This window comes from Natrinema pellirubrum DSM 15624 (assembly GCF_000230735.2).
GTDB lineage: Archaea > Halobacteriota > Halobacteria > Halobacteriales > Natrialbaceae > Natrinema > Natrinema pellirubrum.
Window position 1 is genome coordinate 2,617,731 of sequence record NC_019962.1, and the last position, 18,012, is coordinate 2,635,742.

The 18,012-nt window shown below is 67.3% G+C and carries 17 protein-coding genes; all 17 read right to left on the bottom strand.

All coding sequences use genetic code 11. The annotated features are described in order from the left end of the window. Positions 1-3: 3 nt before the first annotated feature. Positions 4-1,695, bottom strand: a complete 1,692-nt coding sequence (locus tag NATPE_RS12620; RefSeq protein WP_006181868.1) for a VC_2705 family sodium/solute symporter — start codon at positions 1,693-1,695, stop codon at positions 4-6. Further along, positions 1,692-2,138 carry a DUF4212 domain-containing protein gene (locus tag NATPE_RS12625; protein ID WP_015299101.1) on the bottom strand — a complete coding sequence of 149 codons (447 nt, stop codon included), beginning with the start codon at positions 2,136-2,138 and terminating at the stop codon, positions 1,692-1,694. Before NATPE_RS12625 ends, NATPE_RS12620 begins: the two co-directional genes overlap by 4 nt. A 55-nt stretch (positions 2,139-2,193) precedes the next feature. Then, complete coding sequence (gene acs, locus NATPE_RS12630) at positions 2,194-4,173, bottom strand: acetate--CoA ligase (RefSeq protein WP_006181870.1); 1,980 nt, start codon at positions 4,171-4,173, stop codon at positions 2,194-2,196. 268 nt (positions 4,174-4,441) lie between these two features. Next, positions 4,442-6,661, bottom strand: a complete 2,220-nt coding sequence (locus NATPE_RS12635) for a bacterio-opsin activator domain-containing protein (RefSeq protein ID WP_006181871.1) — start codon at positions 6,659-6,661, stop codon at positions 4,442-4,444. Positions 6,662-6,795: 134 nt separating this feature from the next. Next, positions 6,796-8,796 (bottom strand): acetate--CoA ligase, encoded by a 2,001-nt coding sequence (gene acs, locus NATPE_RS12640; RefSeq protein WP_015299102.1) that lies wholly within the window; start codon positions 8,794-8,796, stop codon positions 6,796-6,798. 166 nt (positions 8,797-8,962) lie between these two features. Further along, positions 8,963-9,463 carry a universal stress protein gene (locus NATPE_RS12645; RefSeq protein ID WP_006181873.1) on the bottom strand — a complete coding sequence of 167 codons (501 nt, stop codon included), beginning with the start codon at positions 9,461-9,463 and terminating at the stop codon, positions 8,963-8,965. A 51-nt stretch (positions 9,464-9,514) separates the two neighbouring features. Further along, positions 9,515-10,000 carry a universal stress protein gene (locus NATPE_RS12650; RefSeq protein ID WP_006181874.1) on the bottom strand — a complete coding sequence of 162 codons (486 nt, stop codon included), beginning with the start codon at positions 9,998-10,000 and terminating at the stop codon, positions 9,515-9,517. A 164-nt stretch (positions 10,001-10,164) separates the two neighbouring features. Continuing rightward, the gene (locus tag NATPE_RS23300; RefSeq protein ID WP_015299103.1) at positions 10,165-10,287 is read right to left on the bottom strand and encodes a hypothetical protein; all 123 of its coding nucleotides are present in this window, start codon (positions 10,285-10,287) and stop codon (positions 10,165-10,167) included. A 23-nt stretch (positions 10,288-10,310) separates the two neighbouring features. Beyond that, the gene (locus NATPE_RS12655) at positions 10,311-10,781 is read right to left on the bottom strand and encodes a hypothetical protein (RefSeq protein ID WP_015299104.1); all 471 of its coding nucleotides are present in this window, start codon (positions 10,779-10,781) and stop codon (positions 10,311-10,313) included. Positions 10,782-10,919: 138 nt separating this feature from the next. Further along, positions 10,920-11,630: a TOBE domain-containing protein gene (locus NATPE_RS12660; protein WP_006181876.1), complete on the bottom strand. Its 711-nt coding sequence runs from the start codon at positions 11,628-11,630 to the stop codon at positions 10,920-10,922. Positions 11,631-11,648: 18 nt separating this feature from the next. After that, positions 11,649-12,452: an ATP-binding cassette domain-containing protein gene (locus NATPE_RS12665; RefSeq protein ID WP_006181877.1), complete on the bottom strand. Its 804-nt coding sequence runs from the start codon at positions 12,450-12,452 to the stop codon at positions 11,649-11,651. Between the two features lie 49 nt (positions 12,453-12,501). Then, entirely contained in the window at positions 12,502-13,173 is a 672-nt protein-coding gene (locus tag NATPE_RS12670; protein WP_006181878.1) for an ABC transporter permease, read from the bottom strand. A 39-nt stretch (positions 13,174-13,212) separates the two neighbouring features. Continuing rightward, positions 13,213-14,133: a substrate-binding domain-containing protein gene (locus NATPE_RS12675; protein WP_006181879.1), complete on the bottom strand. Its 921-nt coding sequence runs from the start codon at positions 14,131-14,133 to the stop codon at positions 13,213-13,215. Positions 14,134-14,330: 197 nt separating this feature from the next. Continuing rightward, entirely contained in the window at positions 14,331-15,143 is an 813-nt protein-coding gene (locus NATPE_RS12680) for a hypothetical protein (RefSeq protein WP_006181880.1), read from the bottom strand. 63 nt (positions 15,144-15,206) lie between these two features. Further along, positions 15,207-15,992, bottom strand: coding sequence for a hypothetical protein (locus tag NATPE_RS12685; protein ID WP_006181881.1), 786 nt, complete (start codon positions 15,990-15,992; stop codon positions 15,207-15,209). Positions 15,993-16,033: 41 nt separating this feature from the next. Beyond that, on the bottom strand, positions 16,034-16,531 hold the full coding sequence (locus tag NATPE_RS12690) for a hypothetical protein (RefSeq protein ID WP_006181882.1): 498 nt from the start codon (positions 16,529-16,531) through the stop codon (positions 16,034-16,036). After that, complete coding sequence (locus NATPE_RS12695; RefSeq protein WP_006181883.1) at positions 16,528-17,916, bottom strand: hypothetical protein; 1,389 nt, start codon at positions 17,914-17,916, stop codon at positions 16,528-16,530. Before NATPE_RS12695 ends, NATPE_RS12690 begins: the two co-directional genes overlap by 4 nt. Positions 17,917-18,012 lie beyond the last annotated feature (96 nt).

An 18,012-nucleotide genomic window follows, 5' to 3' on the forward strand; every position in this document is an offset into this window, starting at 1 on the left:
GATTCAGTCATCCGCGGGGGTCTCGCCCCCGTCGGTCACGACGTCTTCGGCGGTCTGTTGCTGGCCCATCGGTTCGGGGCTGTGACACTGCCGGACGACCCGCTTGGTCTCGATGTCCGGCTCCTCGGTCATCAGCGAGACGGCGATAGTGACGATGAACACGACCGGCAGGGTGATCAGCGCCGAGCCGATCGCCGGCATCCACTGTGCCAGCCCCGCCGACAGCGGGGCCTCGAGCGAGGAGACGTAGGTCGGGACGATCTCGTTGATCATCGGGATGGACCAGCCGACCAGCCCGGTGGTCATCCCCGCGAGTGCGCCGGGGCGGTTGGCGTTCTCCCACCACATGCCGAGGAAGAACATCGGGAACAGCACGGAGCCGGCCAGCGCGAACGCGTAGCCGACGAGCGCGGCGATCGACGACGCGGGGTCGAGTGCGGCCAGCGTCGTCAGCACGCCGAGCGCGACGATCGAGAGGCGGCCGACCAGGATCTGCTGGCGCTGGGTCGCGTCCTCGTTGATGATGTTCGTGTAGATGTCGTGACTGATCGCTGACGAGCCGGCGATGAAGAGGCCGGCGACCGTCGCGATTGCGGCGGCGATCCCGCCGGCGGCGACGATGCCGACGAACCACTGTGGCAGGGCCGACAGCTGGGCCGCCAGCACGACGATGACCTCGCTGGCCGCACCGGTCATGCCGGGGTCACCGTAGGTCGCGCCGACGTTTTGCGTGTACAGGTCCGTCCCGAACGCCGCGAACGCGGGGGCGCTCCAGTACAGGATGCAGATGAAGAACAGCCCCCAGACGGTCGACCAGCGGGCCGTACGTTCGCTCTCGACCGTGTAGAACCGCACCAGCACGTGGGGCAGTCCGCAGGTCCCGACGATCAGCGAGAACGTCGTTGCGACCCACAGGTAGTAACTCGAGGTCGCGAACGGTTCGCTGAACTCGCTGCCGAGGTCGTCGATCAGCATGCCGTACTCGAGTTGGGGCAGCACGGTCGAGTAGCCGTTCGTGTAGCCGACGACGAACAGGCCGACCACGAACGCCAGGATGAGGATGACGTACTGGACCGCCTGATTCTTGGTCGCGCCCATCATGCCCGACAGCGTCAGGTAGCCGACGGTGATGACCATCATGGCGACGACCATCACCTGGTAGCCGTCCAGACCGGGGATGAGGCCGCCGTAGTCACCGAAGATGTACAGGCCGACCAGGGCCATCCCCTTTGCCTGCCCGATGGCGTAGACGAACCCGATGAGGAACGTCGTCACGGCCGCGATGGCGCGTGCGCTGTCGGAGTTGAAGCGATCGCCGACGAAGTCCGGCGCGGTGTACTTCCCGAACCGGCGCAGCTGTGCGGCCATGAAGATCAGCAGGATGAAATAGCCCGTCGTCCAGCCGACGACGTACACCAGCCCGTAGAAGCCGGCCAGTGCGATCGAGGCCGCCATCCCGAGATAGGACGCCGCCGACATCCAGTTCGCGCCGATCGCCATTCCGTTCTCGACGTTCCCGATCGACCGGCCGGCGACCCACATGTCCTCGGTATCGGCCACGCGGAAGACGAAGCCGATCGCGAGGAACAGCCCCAGCATTCCGATCACCAGAATCGCCGGGATGATCTTGAACGAGATGTCAAGCGCCTCCGGCAGGAGGCTCTCCTGTAGCGGAACGGTCGCAGCGCTCGTCATTCGTCGATCCCCCCGTCGGCGGCCGTCGCATCACCGCTCTCGTGGCCGGCGCTCTCGACGGACGCGTGGTCGATGCCGTACTTCTCGTCTAGCGCGTCACGCTTGCGCGAGTACCAGAACGACAGGAGCAAGGCGCTGGTCGGCGCGCCAAAGGCGACCAGGAAGTAGTGCAGCGGGAAGCCGAGTACCGGCATCTGGGTCGTCATCGTATCGGTCGCCAGGTACGTTGCCGTTACCGGGCCCCACACCGCGAGAACCCAGATGACAAAGCCCGTCCAGACGATGCGTAGGTGGTCACGCATGAACTGGGTACTCGGGTTCAGCAGGTTCACCTCCGCGTTGAGGTAGTCGGTGTTTCGGTGGGCTTGGCCGGCCTGTCCGGCCACGCCACCGTCCGTTGCGGCTTGTCTATCGGTCGAGTCCTGAGTGTTATTATCTGGCATATGTGTGCGAGTCGTGTGTCAGTCGTTTTTTGTTCGAAAAAACCGTCTCAGTGGGTCAGTCGTCCGATACCTGTTCCGCGATGTCGTCGACGACGTCCGGGTTCCGGAGCGTCGACGTGTTGCCGAGTTCGTTGCCGCTCGCGATGTCCTCGAGCAGCCGACGCATGATCTTGCCCGAGCGGGTCTTGGGCAGCTCGTGCGTGAAGATGATCTGCTCGGGTTTGGCGATCGGCCCGATCGAATCGAGGACGGCCGCCATGGCCTTCTCCTCGAGTTCGGCGTGGCGGTCCTCGTAGCCGTCCTCGGGGATGGCGTAGACGTAGACCGCCTCGCCCTTGACGTCGTGGTCGCCGCCGACGACGGCGGCCTCGGCGATCCCTTCGACGCCGACGACGGCGGATTCGATCTCCATGGTGCCCAGCCGGTGGCCGGAGACGTTGATCACGTCGTCGACACGGCCGAGGATGGTAATGTAGCCATCCTCGTCGATCTTCGCCCCGTCCTCGGGGAAGTAGACCCACTCGTCGGCGTCGGGGTCGGAGTACTCCTCCCAGTACTCCGAGACGAATCGTTCGTCGTTGTTGTACAGCGTCCGGAGCATGCCGGGCCAGGGGTTGTTGACCGTGACGTAGCCGGCCCGTCCGGCCTCGACTTCCTCGCCCTCGGTGTCGACGACCTGTGCGTCGATGCCCGGGAGCGCCGGGCCGGCGGAGCCGGGTTTCATGGTGTTGACGCCAGGTAGCGTCGTGATCATCATCCCGCCGGTCTCGGTCTGCCACCAGGTGTCGACGATCGGGCACTCCTCGTTGCCGATGTGCTTGTAGTACCACTTCCACGCCCGCGGATTGATCGGCTCGCCGACGGTCCCCAGCAGCCGCAGCGAGGACAGGTCGTGGTTCTCGGTGTACTCCGAGCCCCACTTCATGAACGCCCGGATCGCCGTGGGCGCGGTGTAGAAGATGTCGACGCCGTTCTTCTCGACGATCTCCCACAGCCGGTCCTTGTCGGGGTAGTCGGGCGTCCCCTCGTACATGACGCTGGTCGTCCCGAGCGCGAGCGGCCCGTAGACGATGTAGGAGTGGCCCGTGATCCACCCGATGTCGGCCGAACACCAGTAGGTGTCGTCGGCCTCGATGTCCAACACCGCGTGGCTCGTCCACGCCGTGTACGCGAGGTAGCCGCCGGTGGTGTGTTTGACCCCCTTCGGCTTGCCCGTCGTCCCCGAGGTGTACATCAGGAACAGCATGTCCTCGGCGTCGCGGGAGACCGGCTCGACCGTCGACCCCTCGTGGTCGGCCACCAGCTCGTCGTAGTCGTGCTGGTTGTCAGCCAGGTCGTGATCGAGGTCGTCACCCAGCCGGTCGACGACCACGACGTCGGAAACCTCGTGATCGACCCCCTCGAGGCCCTCGTTGGCCTTCGAGATGTGATCGAGCGCGTCCCCGCGGCGGTAGTAGCCGTCGCAGGTGACCAGGTACTCGCTGTCGGCCGAGTTCATCCGGGTCGCCAGCGCGTCCGCCGAGAAGCCGGCGAAGACGACGCTGTGGGGTGCGCCGATGCGGGCACACGCGAGCATCGCGATCGGCAACTCGGGAATCATCGGCATGTACAGCGTGACGACGTCGTCTTCCTCGACGCCGAGGCCCCGCAGCGTCGCCGCGAAGTCCTCGACCTCGTCGAGCAGTTCCTCGTAGGTGTACGTGCGCGTCTCCCCGAGTTCGCCTTCCCACTCGATCGCCACGCTGTCGGCGCGACCCTCCTCGACGTGCCGGTCAAGACAGTTGTACGACGCGTTGAGTTCGCCGCCGGTGAACCACTCGTAGAACGGGGCGTCCCCGTCCTCGAGAACGGTGTCGTACTCCTCGTCCCACGAGATGAGGTCGGCCGCACGCTCCCAACACTCCGGCCAGTTCTCCTCGAACTCCTCGTAGATCCCCTGATCAGTGACGTTTGCCTGCTCGACGAACGACTCGGGAGGCTCGAAGGCCTCCTGCTCCTCGAGTCGTGCCTCGAGTTCGGCATCCTCCTGTGACATGGTACAGACACTCAATCACGTACCTCCATAGTAAAGAGCCCCTCTAGTTGTGCAAAATCGACCCCATTCACCCCGGCTGCCCTAGCATATATTGACTATATTAGGACGTGATAGGCCGCCGCGACGGGCTCACGACGGGGTGAATCGGCGGCGCGACGAATCGACCGCACCGTCGGAGCCGCACCGTCGGCACCGACGGTCGTCGGCTCGAGGCGAGCCTCTAGGTATGTAGCCTTCTGCGTGTCGCCCCGTGACGGAGGCTTCGTGCCTACCCGTCCGGATCGTCGAAAAAGGTCCGCAACAGCTCGTGTTGCCCCTTCCGCAGGTGGTTGTGCAGCGTCGGCGAAGAGACCCCCATCGCGTCGGCGACCTCCTCGGCCGTACTCTCCCGGGGCCAGTCGTAGTAGCCGCCGAAATAGGCCGCCCGGAGCGCGGCCTCCTGGCGGTCGGTCAGCCGGTCCTCGAGGCCCTCGCGGAACTCGCGGGCCGTCTGGACGGCCCGTTCGGTCTCGCGTTTGCCGACCAGTTCGGAGTCGGGAAACGCCGACCGCAGGCCGTCGAGGATCGTCCGGAGATCGGCGTCGGCTGCACATTCGGCAGTGATCGTCGCCGTACCGCTGTCGAAGATCGCCTCGTGGACGGTCGCACCGTACTCGGTCAGCGTGCCGATCGGACACGAGCCCTCGACGACGATTTCGATCCGCCAGCCGTCCTCGTCGGTCTCGACCAGCCGGCAGTCCTCGATCGCGGGGTCGTCCGCCGCGAGGTCGAAGACGTCGCCGGGCGAGCCGTCCGCGAGCCGGACGTAGTAGAGCCGAGTGGACTCGTCGATCGGCACCAGCGAGTCGAGTTCGAGCCGGCAGTCGAGCCGCCCCGAGGCGTCGACGAAAAAGGAGCGGTCGTCCCGGCAGGCGACCTCGAGTTCGATCACACGATCGGACAACAGGAGGTTGCGCCGCCGGATCGCGGCGATGGCGTAGCCGACCTGTCGGCCGATCGTCGCGAGCCACGTTCGTTCGTCGTCCGCGAACGCTGCCGGCCGGTCGGTCGCGACCGCGAGCGTCCCGTAGACGGTATCGCCGTAAGCCAGCGGCACCCTCGCGAGCGTGCCCTCGAAAGACTCCCCACCGACGGTTGCCGCGACGTCGTCGGCCACGGTGACCGGCGGCTCACCGCCATCGGCCCCAGTGTCGGGGACGAACGCGGTACTCTCGAGGTCGACCGTCGGGTCGTCGCCGTCCCACTCTTCGGGGACGAGCCGGGAAACGGCGTCGGGTTCGATCCCGCTGGCGGCGCGCCACTCGCGGCGGCGATCGGAGAACGTCGCCCGATCGATCCAGGCGAACCGGTAGGCCCGGCCGTCGGTCAGGGTCGCGCAGGTGGCCGTCTCGACCTCCTCGTGGTCGGTCGCCTCGAGCAGCGCGTGGGTGACAGCCCGGTGTCGCCGGGCGACGGCGTACACACTCTCGAGTTCGTCGCGTCGGTCGCGGGCGGCCGCGAGTTCCTCGTGGGCGGCGGTGACGTCGCGGACGAAGACGGCGAAGCCGCGGTGGTGGCCCTGATCGTCCCGGAGCGGCGAGACGACCTCGGTCGCGCGGAACTGCGAGCCGTCCTTGTGGACGCGCCAGCCGTCGGTCTCGCAGCCGGATTCGTCGAGGGCGGTCGAGAGGGCCCGCTCGGGCGCGCCGTCGGCGACGGCGTCGTCGGTGTAAAACGTCGAGACGTGGGTGCCGACGATCTCGCCGGCCCGGTAGCCGAACATCGCGGCTGCGCTCCGGTTCCAGCGTTCGACGTAGCCGTCCGCGTCCAGCCGCAGGAGGGCGTACCGATCGCTTGCGGCCAACAGCAGCCGGATCACGCTGTCGTCGCTCACCGCGGGCCCGGACCCGTGGTCGCCGGACCGGGGGCCGGCCGGCCCCTCAACCGGGTCGAAGGCGTCGACGATCTCGGCGTCGGTCGGCTCGGGGAGATAGGTCTCGAGGGCTTCGAAACTGCGCCAGCCGCCGGCGGTCTTGACGACGCGGGGGTTGACGTCGTGGTCGACGAGGGCGGTGTGGGCGAAGTACTGCCGGAGGTCGCTGGTGGAGACGTCCGCGAGGGCGGGGTCGTCGAACAGCTCGCCGGCCCGGTCGGCGACGTCTGAGACGAGCATCTGGAGCCGCCGCGGCGTGACCGAGAAGATCCGATCCTCGGGCGAGAGATCGTTACTGCGGGCGTAGCGTCGGAGTTCGCGCTCGACGCGAGTCGGCAGGTAGGCGGTCCGTTCGTCCCGCTCGTCGTCGGTCGGTACCCGCACCAGATACCGGGGCGGGTCGATCCGGACCTGGTCGACGTGGTCGATGGTCAGCCGGGTCAGTTCGGCCGGCCGCAGCCCCACGTCGCCACAGAGTCGGATCACCAGCGCCTCGCGGTAGGTCTCCGCGGCGTCGAGGAGCGATTCGTACTCCCGCCGCCTGAGTACCGCCCCCGTGGTCCCCTCGAGACTCATGGCGTCTGGTTCGCCTATTCTGGCGACCCGAACATAATTGTATCGCCGATTCGGCGGCGCCACGAACGAGGCGGAGTCTACGGGACTGAATCGCGCACCAATCGCGTTTCGCGGTCGCTGAAAAGCCGAAATAGCTACCGGTCGCGGCCGCCGTCCGGCCCCTCGTCGCCGACCTCGGCCTGGATCTCGCCGACGATCTCTGGGTTGCGTAGGGCGCTCGTATCGCCCAGCGACTCCCCGTTAGCGACGTCCTCGAGCAGTCGGCGCATGATCTTGCCCGAGCGGGTCTTGGGCAGTTCCGGCGTGAAGACGAGTTCGGTCGGCGTCGCGATCGGCCCGATCGCCGCCGCGACGTTCTCGCGGATCGCCGCCCGGATCCGATCGCCGGGTTCGCGGCCGCTCTCGGTGCTGACGTAGGCGTAGATCTCGGTGTCGCCGGCCGGGCTCGAGCGGCCGACGACGGCGGCCTCGGCGACGCCGTCGACGTCGGTGATCGCGCTCTCGACCTCCATGGTGCCCAGCCGGTGACCGGAGACGTTGATCACGTCGTCGACCCGGCCGAGGACGGTGATGTAGCCGTCCTCGTCGATCCGGGCGGTGTCGCCGCTGAAGTAGCGCCAGTCGTCGGCCGCGGGGTCGGAAAAGCGCTGCCAGTACTCGGTGACGAACCGCTCGTCGTTGTCGTACAGCGTCTGTGCCATCCCCGGCCACGGCCGGTCGATGGTGAGATAGCCGGTCCGGCCGGGTTCGACGGGATTGCCGGCCTCGTCGACGACGTTCGCGTCGATGCCGGGCAGGGGCGGCCCCGCGGAGCCGGGCTTCATCTCGTCGACGCCGGGCAGCGTCGAGATCGTCACCGCGCCGGTCTCGGTCTGCCACCAGGTGTCGACGACTGGGCAGTCGCCGCCCCCGACGTGGTCGCGGTACCAGTTCCACGGCCGGGGGCTGATCGGCTCGCCGACGGAGCCCAGTAGCCGCAGCGAGGAGAGGTCGTGTTCGGTGGGGTACTCCTCGCCCCACTTCATGAACGCCCGGATCGCCGTCGGCGCGGTGTAGAAGACGTCGACGGCGTTGCGGTCGACGATTTCCCAGAGGCGGTCCCGGTCGGGATAGTCGGGGGTCCCTTCGTACATCACCGTCGTCGTTCCCAGCGCCAGCGGGCCGTAGACGATGTAGGAGTGGCCCGTGATCCAGCCGATATCGGCCGCACACCAGTAGGTGTCCGCGGGCTTGACGTCGAGGACGGCGTGGCTCGTCCAGGCGACGTGGGCGAGATAGCCGCCCGTCGAGTGGACGACGCCCTTCGGCTCGCCGGTCGTCCCCGACGTGTACATCAGAAACAGCATGTCCTCGGCGTCCCGCGAGACCGGCTCGACGGTCGCGCCGGCGAACGCGTCCCGAAGCTCGTGATAGTCGTACTCGTCGTCGCCGAGGACATGGGGCAGGTCGTCACCGAGTCGGTCGACGACGACCGTCCGCACGTCCTGCTCGAGCGCGAGCCGTGCGTTGTCGGCCTTGCTCTTCTGGTTGAACGCGTCGCCCCGGCGGTAGTAGCCGTCACAGGTCACGAGGAACTCGCTGTCGGCGGCGTCCATCCGCGTCGCCAAGGCGTCCGCGGAGAGTCCCGCGAAGACGACGCTGTGCGGTGCGCCGATGCGGGCACACGCCAGCATCGCGATCGGCAACTCGGGGATCATCGGCAGATAGATCGTCACGACGTCGTCCTCTTCGACGCCGAGATCGCGCAGCGCCGCCGCGAACTCGTTGACCTCGACGTAGAGGTCGCGGTAGGTGTAGGTGCGGCGCTCGCCCTGTTTGCCCTCCCAGCGGATCGCGGCGTGGTTCTTGCGCCCCGACTCGAGGTGTCGATCCAGACAGTTGTACGCGGCGTTGAGTCGTCCGTCGGGGAACCACCGATAGAAGGGGGCGTCCGCGTCCTCGAGGACGGTGTCGTAGGGCTCGTCCCACGAGAGCAGGTCCGCCGCGCGCGTCCAGCAGGACGGCCAGTCGGCCTCGAACGCCTCGTAGATCCCCGGATCGGAGACGTTCGCCTGCTCGACGAACGACGCCGGCGGGTCATGGGTAGTCCCGGTCGGCGCGGTGCCGTCCCGGTCCCACCCGTTCCGATCGACCATTTCGTCCGAACCGTCGTCGGTCAACGGAATAAACGTTCCTCCGAATCGCCAGCCGGTGGCCGGTTCCGACGGGGGTCACCGTTGCACAGACGGTTCCTGTCGGCCATTGTCAGAAGGGGCCAGGTCGGGCCGCGGTCCCAGCGGTAAATCGGTCCAACGGACCGTCTCAGAGGTCGTCCTGCGTCGAGTCGATGTCCGCGAGGTCCTCGGGGTCGACCTCGTGGCCGGGCTCGCGGACGACGTAGACGTCGTAGCGGTGGTCGCTCGCGACCGGGCTCCCGACGCTTGACTGGGGCGCGATCACCGAGCCGGCGTTCTCGGAGCCGATGAAGACCACGCTGGCCTCGATCTCGGCGGCGACCCGGCGGATCTCGCGGACGACGTTGGTCGTCGACGTCGCGGTCGGCTCGTCCGAGTCGACGCGCTCGGTCCGGACCGTCGCCTCGGGCGCGACCTCGTTGGCCCGATCCCCGATCCCCGCGGCGATCGCGTCCACGTCGAACGGTTCGCCCTGCGTGATCCAGCCCCGGTCCCGCGCGTACTCGGGGTCGTCCGGAATCACCGTCAGCGCGACGACTTCCTCGTCGAGCAAGTCGCCGAACGTCGACGCGCGCTCGAGCGCACGCGTCGCCAACGCCGAGCCGTCGAAGGGAACGAGCAGTGACATGGCGCTAGGTCATACGACAGCGAAGGTAAATGTTCGCCCCAATAGTGGGACCTACGTCCGTTCCCCGTCCGCGCCTCGAGTCGGCTCGTTGGCCACCCCGTCGGCGTCTTCGCCCCCGCCGACGACCAGGACCGATCGGGCCGTGGTCCTGACGATCCTGTCGACAGTGCTGCCGAGCAGCGCGCCCTTGAACGACGAGCGTCCGCGGGAGCCGATCACGATCGGATCGGCCCCGACCTCGTCGGCGTACCCGAGGATCTCCTCGTGGGGCACGCCCGATCGAACCGCCGTCTCGGCCTCGATCCCGTCCTCGAGCGCCCGTGTTTCGAGGTCCGCGAGCCAGCCGGCCGCCCGCTCCTCGAGGTGCTGGCGGGCCTCCTCAGGATCGACGATACCGGTATCGTAGTCGGTTCGTTCGTCGACGACGGCGACGCCGAACAGCGCTGCGTCGAACCGGTCGGCGAGCGCAACGGCGTGGTCGACCGCCGTCGCCGCCGCCTCGCTGCCGTCGGTCGCAACCAGAATCGAGTCGTACATGGGCGTCGATACGGTCCCCCTCGAGAAAGGTCTACGGCTCGCTCATGATCGTTGAGTGTGTACCCGGACCTGCTGTCGTGTATGACTGGGACGTTCGCCTGCCGCGATAGCAGCCAAGATCGCCACCCCAAATAAAAGAGAGAACGTGTCTAATATAGACCGTGTTAGTCTTCGTCGTCGGTGTCGTCGTCGCCGGTTACTTTATCAACGGCCTTTGAGAGCAGTTCTCTCCCTTTCCCACTCTTTTGACCTTTCTCCTCGGCTTTCTTTCGACTCTCAGCACTCATGTCTGGACATACTTCCCTTAGCATTAAATAGCTACGGCCGTGACGGCTCCGATGATACCAAGAACCAACGTCGCCTGTGTGGCGGTCAGCAGTCCGGAGTTCCGTCGAATGTCGTCGTAGTTCTCAGCGATCATACCCGCCATCGTTTCGAGCAAATCTTCCTCCCATGGCGGATCGGGAAAATCGTCTTCGGCGAGATCTTCAATATATTCGCCCCGCGGTCCGACGTACAGGTTCGATTCGTTGTACGTTATGACGCCACACAACGTCGAGAGGATGAGGAAACCGAACGCCGCTTGAAGGCCACCCATATGGAACATTCCCGGTGCAAACTGAAGTCCCGTAACTAGTAGGCCGAGTAAAATCGTATTCAGACGCACAGTCCGCATCGCCTTATCATCAATATCGGCCATTGTGGTATTCTGCGCGTCGATGACTGCCCGTGCCTCTGTATAGGCGGTTTCCCGACGCTTATCTGGCCAGTCATTACTCATGAAACTATGTGTTTTCTATAGAATTAAAACGGTTCGGGTACAACGCCTGCATACTCTTCCCCTCTCGTTTTCGAGCGAACGTTCGAGACACGAAGGGGACTTTCGGCGCCGTTTCCGGCGATTCCCTTCCCTGCACCGTTATGTATCCCTCGCGACGCCGCGGACCGCCGTCGCCTTCACCGAGGCGACGATCGACCGGCCGGGCTCGAGCCCCAGCGCATCGACGCTGCGGCGCGTAACCAGCGCCACGAGTTCGGCGTCGTCCGCGTCGTCGCCGTCCTCGGCGGCCTCGAGGGCGATCCCGACCCGAGCGACCGCGTCGCCGGCCTCAAGCCACGAGACGGTCCCGGGGAATCGGTTACGGACGCTGGTGCCCTCGGCCCGTGGCACGTCTTCGGGAGCGTGCAGACTCACGGCGTCGGAGCGGATCGTCACCGACACGGTCGCGGCCTCGCCCGGAACGACCGCCAGCACCTCGCCGGCGGCGGTCGCGACCGTCGCGAGTTCCCCGTCCCGGTCGACGACCGGTCCGGACAACACCGTCTCGTCGACGCGGGCGACCCCCTCGTAGGCTGCGACCAGCCGGTCGAACCGCGCCAGCAGGTCCCGGGCCCGCTCGGTCAAGGAACTCCCGCCACCGCCGGCACCACCGCGGGTGCGCTCGACCAGCGGGCCGATCGCGTCCTCGAGTTCGACCACGCGCTGCTGGAGGCGGGGATAGGACCGCTCGAGGGCCTCGGCGGCCCCGGACAGCGAGCCCCGATCGTCGATCGCGCGCAACATTGCGACGTCGCTCCGATCGACGGTCACGTCGTCGATCCGCAGGTAGGGGTCGAACTCCTTCTCCATTCGACTCGCCTTTGGCCGTCACGCGAGAAGTTCGTTTTCATCGTACAGCAGATCGCCGCGGACGAACCGCGCGGTCCGCTCGTCGCGTGGGTTCTCGAAGACCCGCGCGGCCGGCCCGGTCTCGACCAGTTCGCCCTCGAGCAGGAACGCGACCCGATCGGAGATCCGCTCGGCCTGGTGCATGTCGTGGGTCGCGAGCAGGACGCCGTGACCGCGTTCGCGCGCGCGGTCGATCGCTCGCTCGAGGATGGCCGTGTTCCGCGGGTCGAGATCGGAGGTCGGCTCGTCGAGGACGAGCAGGTCCGGCTCGGTCGCGAGCGCGCGGGCGAACGACACCCGCTGGGCCTCGCCGCCGGACAGCGACCCCGCGTCGCGGTCCCACGCGTTCCCGAGCCCGACGAGTTCGAGGGCCTCGAGGGCGCGGTCGTCGACGGTCGGCCCGTCGCGAAGCCACCGATCCACGAGCCGCCGTCCGAACGCGCGCAGCCGCCGGGACCAGGGCCGGCGGATCCGCTGGCCGACGTCGACGTTGCGGGCCACCGAGGTCTCGAAGAGGCTCGCCCGCTGGAACACTATCCCGATCCGCCGGCGGAGCGTGAGCCGCTCGTCTCGGGACAGCGACCACGGATCGGTTCCGTCACAGCGAACGGTCCCGGCCGTGGGCCGCTCGAACAGGGCAGCCAGCCGCAACAGCGTCGTCTTGCCGGCTCCCGAGGGGCCGATGACCGACACGACTTCGCCCGCACCGACCGACAGCGAGACGTCCGTCAGGATCGCCGTCTCGTCGACCCCGTAGGCGGCGTTCGCGAACTCGAGGTTCATCCGTCACCCACCCCGTTTGCGAGCCGTCCGGGTTCGGTCCCCGGCATGGTCATCGCCCCCCGAGCCGCAGGACGAGTCCGTTGACGAGCAAGACGAGGACGAGCAACACCGCACCGAGTATCAGGGCCACCTCGAACTCGCCCTTTCGCACTTCGAACTGGATCGCGGTCGTCAGGGTACGTGTCTTCGAGGTGCCGTCGGCGTAGGCGATGTTGCCGCCGACGATCAGGACGGAGCCGACCTCGCTGATCGCCCGGCCGAAGCCGGCGAGGATGCCGGTGATGACGCCGTAGCGGGCCTCCTTGAGCGTGATCAGGGCGACGTCGGCCCGCGTCCCGCCGACGCCGTAGGCGGCGTCCCGAACGGCGTCGTCGACGCTCTCGACCGCCGACAGCGCGACGCCGGTGATCACCGGCGCGGCCAGCACGCACTGGGAGATGATCATCGCTTCGGGCGTGTAAATGAGGTTCAGCGTCCCCAGCGGCCCCTGATTCGAGAGGACGTACCAGACGAGCAAGCCGACGACGACGCTCGGGAACCCCATACCGGTGTTGATGACGGCGGTGACGAACCGCTTGCCCCGGAAGTCCGCGAACCCGACGGCAAAGGCGATCGGGAGGCTCAGGACGGTACTGACCAGAACGGCGACGAGACTGACCGTCAACGAGAGCCGGATGATACTCCGGAGATACGTCGGATCCGAGAGCGCGTCGAGTGGCATCTGTAGTGGTGGTGTCCGTCCGTGTTCACGGGCCGAGGGTTACTCTTCCGATCCGTCCGGCTGCCAGCCCGCCGGGACGTACTGCCGGAAGTTCGGGTCCTCCGACAGCGCTTCCGGGAAGAACAACTGCTCGCCGTTCGCGGTGAAGTCCTCGATGACCGCCTGTCCCTCGGGGCTCGTGACGAAGCCGATGTAGGCCATCGCGAGCTGGTAGTTGACGTCGTCGTGGATCTCGGGGTTGACCGCCATGATCCCGTAGGGGTTCGCGAGCAGTTCGGGCCCGCCCTCGATCGGCCCCTGCAACAGGATCTCGAGGTCGAGGTCGTCCCGGGAGAGGTACGTGCCCCGGTCCGAGAGGGTGTAGGCACCCGACTCGTTCGCGTTGGTCAGCGTCTCGCCCATCCCCTGTCCGAGTTGCTGGTACCACTCGCCGCCGGGCTCGAGACCCGCTTCCGACCAGATCGCCAGCTCCTTGGTGTGGGTTCCGGACTCGTCCCCGCGGGAGACGAACGTCGCCTCGGCGTCCGCGATCGCTTCGAACGCCGCGGTCGCCTGCCCGGTGTCGCCGACGCCCGCGGGATCGTCGCTCGGTCCGACGACGACGAAGTCGTTGAACATCAGGTCACGCCGGTTGACGCCGTACCCGTCCCGCATGAACTCGTCTTCCTGGGAGCGGGCGTGGACCAGAATGACGTCGGCGTTGCCGTCCCGCGCCGACCGGATCGCGGCACCGGTTCCGTTCGCGTTGGCCGCCACGCGCGTGCCGAACCGCTCCCTGAAGGCGGCGTTGAGTTCGTCGAGCAACCCCGTCGCCTCCGTGCTGGTCGTCGTCGCCATCGCCAGTTCCTCGCCGGCGATCGACCCCTCGCCGTCGTCGCCGCTGTCGCCGAGACAGCCGCCGACCGCCGCGGCGATCCCCGCCGCGCTCGCTCCCAGTACCTCCCGACGTCGATATTCCATACTGGGAATAACGATGGAACACAATCTCATAAACGTACCGCCAGTCGAACCCACTGGCAGTTACGTGGCGCGCTCGAGAGTCGTCAATCGACGCTAACGTAACCTCAATCGGTTACCCGTGGTGGAGCCGATACGTCTCGGATCGGAGCCACCGAAAAAGGAGTCGCCGCGAGCGAGGTGGGTCGGAAAACGATCGCTTACCCGCGTTTGTCCGGCATCGTCGAGTGGCAGGCAGTGCCGCGCATGTCCGCCCGCTGTGACGGCGGCGGCGCCATCGTCGAGTGGCGACTCGGCCCGCCCGAGGCCGTGCCGCGCTCCCCATCACCACCGAGTCCCGATCCCAGCAGCCCCTCGTCGTCCTCATTGGCTGCCTCGTCGTCGGCCGCCGTCTCGCCGTCCGCGTCTCCGCCGGCGCTCCCGGCGCTTCGCTCCTCGAGTCGCGCCTTCAGTTGCGACACCTCGTCGCCGAAGTCGGCAAGCGAGTCACTCATCGCCGACCGGAGCCTGTCGCCGAAGTCGTCGGTCGTCGACTCGGCCTCGTCGGCCGCCGAGTCGTCCCCGTCGGACTCGGCCGGCGTCTCACCGTCGGCCGCCCCTTCACTATCGTCCGCGTCGACTGCGCTCTCTGCGGTGTCGGCTGCCGACCCGGCCCGTTCGCCGATAGCGTCCTGCAGGTCGTCGACGGCGTCCCCGAGTCCCCCGTCGTCCGCCCGGTCGGCGAGCCTCGAGAGCCGGAGCAATCGCTGGAGGTCCGCGACACGCTCCTGCTCGCCCCGGGCGATCGCCTCGGGGATCGAGTCCGGCTCCGAGCCGTCCTTGAGCGTGTCCAGTCCGAGCGCTCCAAGCAGGTCGTCGGGGTCGGCCGACTCGAGGATATCGTCGGCTTCGCGTGCGGTCTCGAGCAGGTCGGAGTCGGCGTCCCCGTCGTCGCCGGAGACGAGCGAGCCGCCGCGCTCGTCGGCGTCGTGCAGTACCTCGCGGACGCGGTCCCGTAGTGATGAGTCGCTCATGGATGTCTAGACCGTTCGTTCTCGCTGGTCGTCCCCGCGGACGGGACACGATGGGGCGATCGACTACTCGGCTTCGGCCGCTTCCGTCTCCGAGTCGTCCGATCCCTCGTCGGTCACCGTCTCGACGATCTCCGTGGTCATCTCTTCCCGGCTGAGGTTGGCCTTCACGCCGACGTCTTTCGCGACCGACTGCAGGTCGCTGTAGGACAACACCCCGAGGAAGTCCTCGAGGGTGTCTTCCCGCAGGTCTTCGATCTCTTCGACGGACGGCTCGGTGTCTCCGTCCGAATCCGCCGTTTCGTCGGTTTCCTCGCCGCCCTCGGTTTCCGACTCGGTCTCGGCACTGTCCTCGACCTCCTCGTCAGCCTCGTCGGAGTCCGCCTCCTCGTCGACCGACGGTTCGTCCGTGTCCGACTCCGCCTCGCCCTCCGATTCCGCGTCGTCGGTATCCCCGCCTTCGTCGCTGCCTCCCTCGAGCAGGCCCTCGACGCCGCCACCTTCGGTGACGCCTTTCGCCATCGACTCGAGGGAGTCACGGCCCTCGATCTCCGAGATCGATTCCCGAACGGCGTCCGTGACCGCCGTCCGAACCTCGGCCGGCAGGTCGCCGAGTTCCTTGCCCTCCTCGAGGCCCTCGGCGACCGTCTCGTGGACCTCGCGACCGACGGCGGTCCCCAGTTGCCGCCCGAACTGCTCGCCGAACTGGCGGCCGACCGCGGCCCCGACCTCGCCGCCGTCGATACTGTCCTCGAGGCTGCCGTCGCCGAGCAAGTCGGCCACGTCGACCTGTTCTTTTACCTCGTCGGCGACCATCCCCTTCAGCCCGGACTCGTCACTCACGCCGATCACCGCCGCTCAAGCGGGCGTCGTAGCGAAGCCGGCTCACGGGCTTACTCTTCCTCCTCGGCTTCGGCTTCCATTTCGTTCTCGGCGTCCTCGTCGGCCGCGTCGTCGCCCTCCGCCGACTCCTCGTCGCCGGCATCGGCGTCGCTTTCGGCCTCGTCTTCCGCCTCGGTTTCTTTTTCGGTGGCTTCGTCTTCGGACTCGGTACTCTCCTCGTCGGGCGACTCCTCGCCCTCGGATTCCGACTCATCGGACTCCGCTTCGGTGGCTTCCTCCTCGGAGGCGCCGCTTTCCTCCTCGGCTTCCGACTCGGACTCGTCGCTGCTGAGCAGTTCCTCGACGACCATGCTCCCGATCGTCCGGCCGAGCGATTCGCCGACTTTGCGACCGACGAGCGCACCGATCTGCCCGCCGAGTGCCGCGCCGAGGGGCATGTCCTCGTCGATCTCGTCTTCCCACTGGGTCCCTTCGACGAGCTGGTCGACGTCGATGTTCTCCGTGATCGCTTCCGTGTCGATCCGCTGTGTGATGGATTCGTCGCTCATGATGTCGCCTCCGTTTCCGCTGCCGATTCCGGCTCGCCGCCGGACGCCGTTTCCTCGCTCTCGGGCTCGAGTTGCTCGATCAGTTGTTCGATCACCTGCGAGACGACGGCCGCGACGATCTCCTCGACGGGCAGACTGGGGACGAGCCCGGACAGCTTCTCGCGCAGCCAGCCGCCCACTCTGGCGAGCGGGCCGGGTGACTCCTCGCCCGCATCCACCTCGTCGGTCTCGTCCGCGGTTTCCTCGCCGGTCGTCTCGTCGGCCGCTTCATCCGCTTCCTCGCCCTCGTCCGCAGCAGCCTCGCTTTCCTCGGGACCGCCGCCGAAGAGCCCGCGGAGCCACGCCACGGGCTTCCTGAGGATCGCTTTGAGCCAGCCGCCGAGCGACGAGAGCGGGCCGCCGGACTCGCCCTCGGACTCCTCGCCTTCGGCTTCCCCGCCGCCGATACCGAGGAGCGCGGTCAGCCACTCTTTGGGCTTGCTCACTAACCCGCTGAGGAACTCCTTGGGCTTCTCGAGGAGGCCGCTGAGAAGCTCTTTGGCCTTCCCCGGGACCTTCTTGAGCAACTCGAGCGGCTTTTTCAGCAGCGATTTCGCCTTGTCCAGCATGGCACCGGGACCGTCGAGCAGCCCCGTCACCGCCGACAGCAGGTTCCCGAGCAGGTTGTTCGACCCCGGCCGCGCCGAGACGTCCAACTGCACCGGGTTCAGGTTCACCTCGAGGCCGAGCAGGTCGAGAAAGAGCCCGTCGAGATCGAGGTGGAGGACGCCGGCGGCGTCGTCGCCCTCGTAGACGTCCTCGGCGTCCGCAGCGTGGCCCTCTTCGCGATCGTCCTCGACGAGGTCGCCGGTATCGGCCCGTTCGTCCTCGTCTTCGTCCTCCCCTGCTGAGTCCTCGTCTTCGGCGTCCGCGTCCGCGGGCTCTTCGTCGGTTTCCGCCTCGGAGGATTCCGCCGCCGGCCCTTCGTCAGTGTCTGCGTCCGACTGTTCCTCCTCGGCTTCCGCCGTTTCATCGTCCTCGGTTTCCTCTGCCTCGCTCTCCGACGACTCCTCGTCTTCTGTCGCTTCTTCGTCCGCAGCGTCCTCTTGCTCGTCCTCCGCGACCGTTTCGTCTTCGGCACCTTCCTCGTCCTCGGCTTCCGCTTCCGACCCCTCATCGCCGTCTTCGGCCGACTCGTCTTGCTCCGCTCCCGAGGCGTCTTCGTCGCCCTCGGGGCCGTCACCCTCGTCGTCCGGTTCTTCCATCTCCGCTTGGCCGCCATCGGTCAGCACCCGGTGTGGCGGCCCCGTCGGCCGCTTCCCCTCGTCGGGACGGCCCGCGGAGCGCTCGCCCCGCTCGAGGGCCGAACGCTCTCTCGAGCCGTCACGGTCGAACTCTGCGGTCATTATACGACAAAACGGACGGTAGTGAGCGTTGTGGGGGTTGGCCTTGCGTATGCGACAGGCTCGGCCCAGCGGACAACGAACGTCGAAAACAAGTAC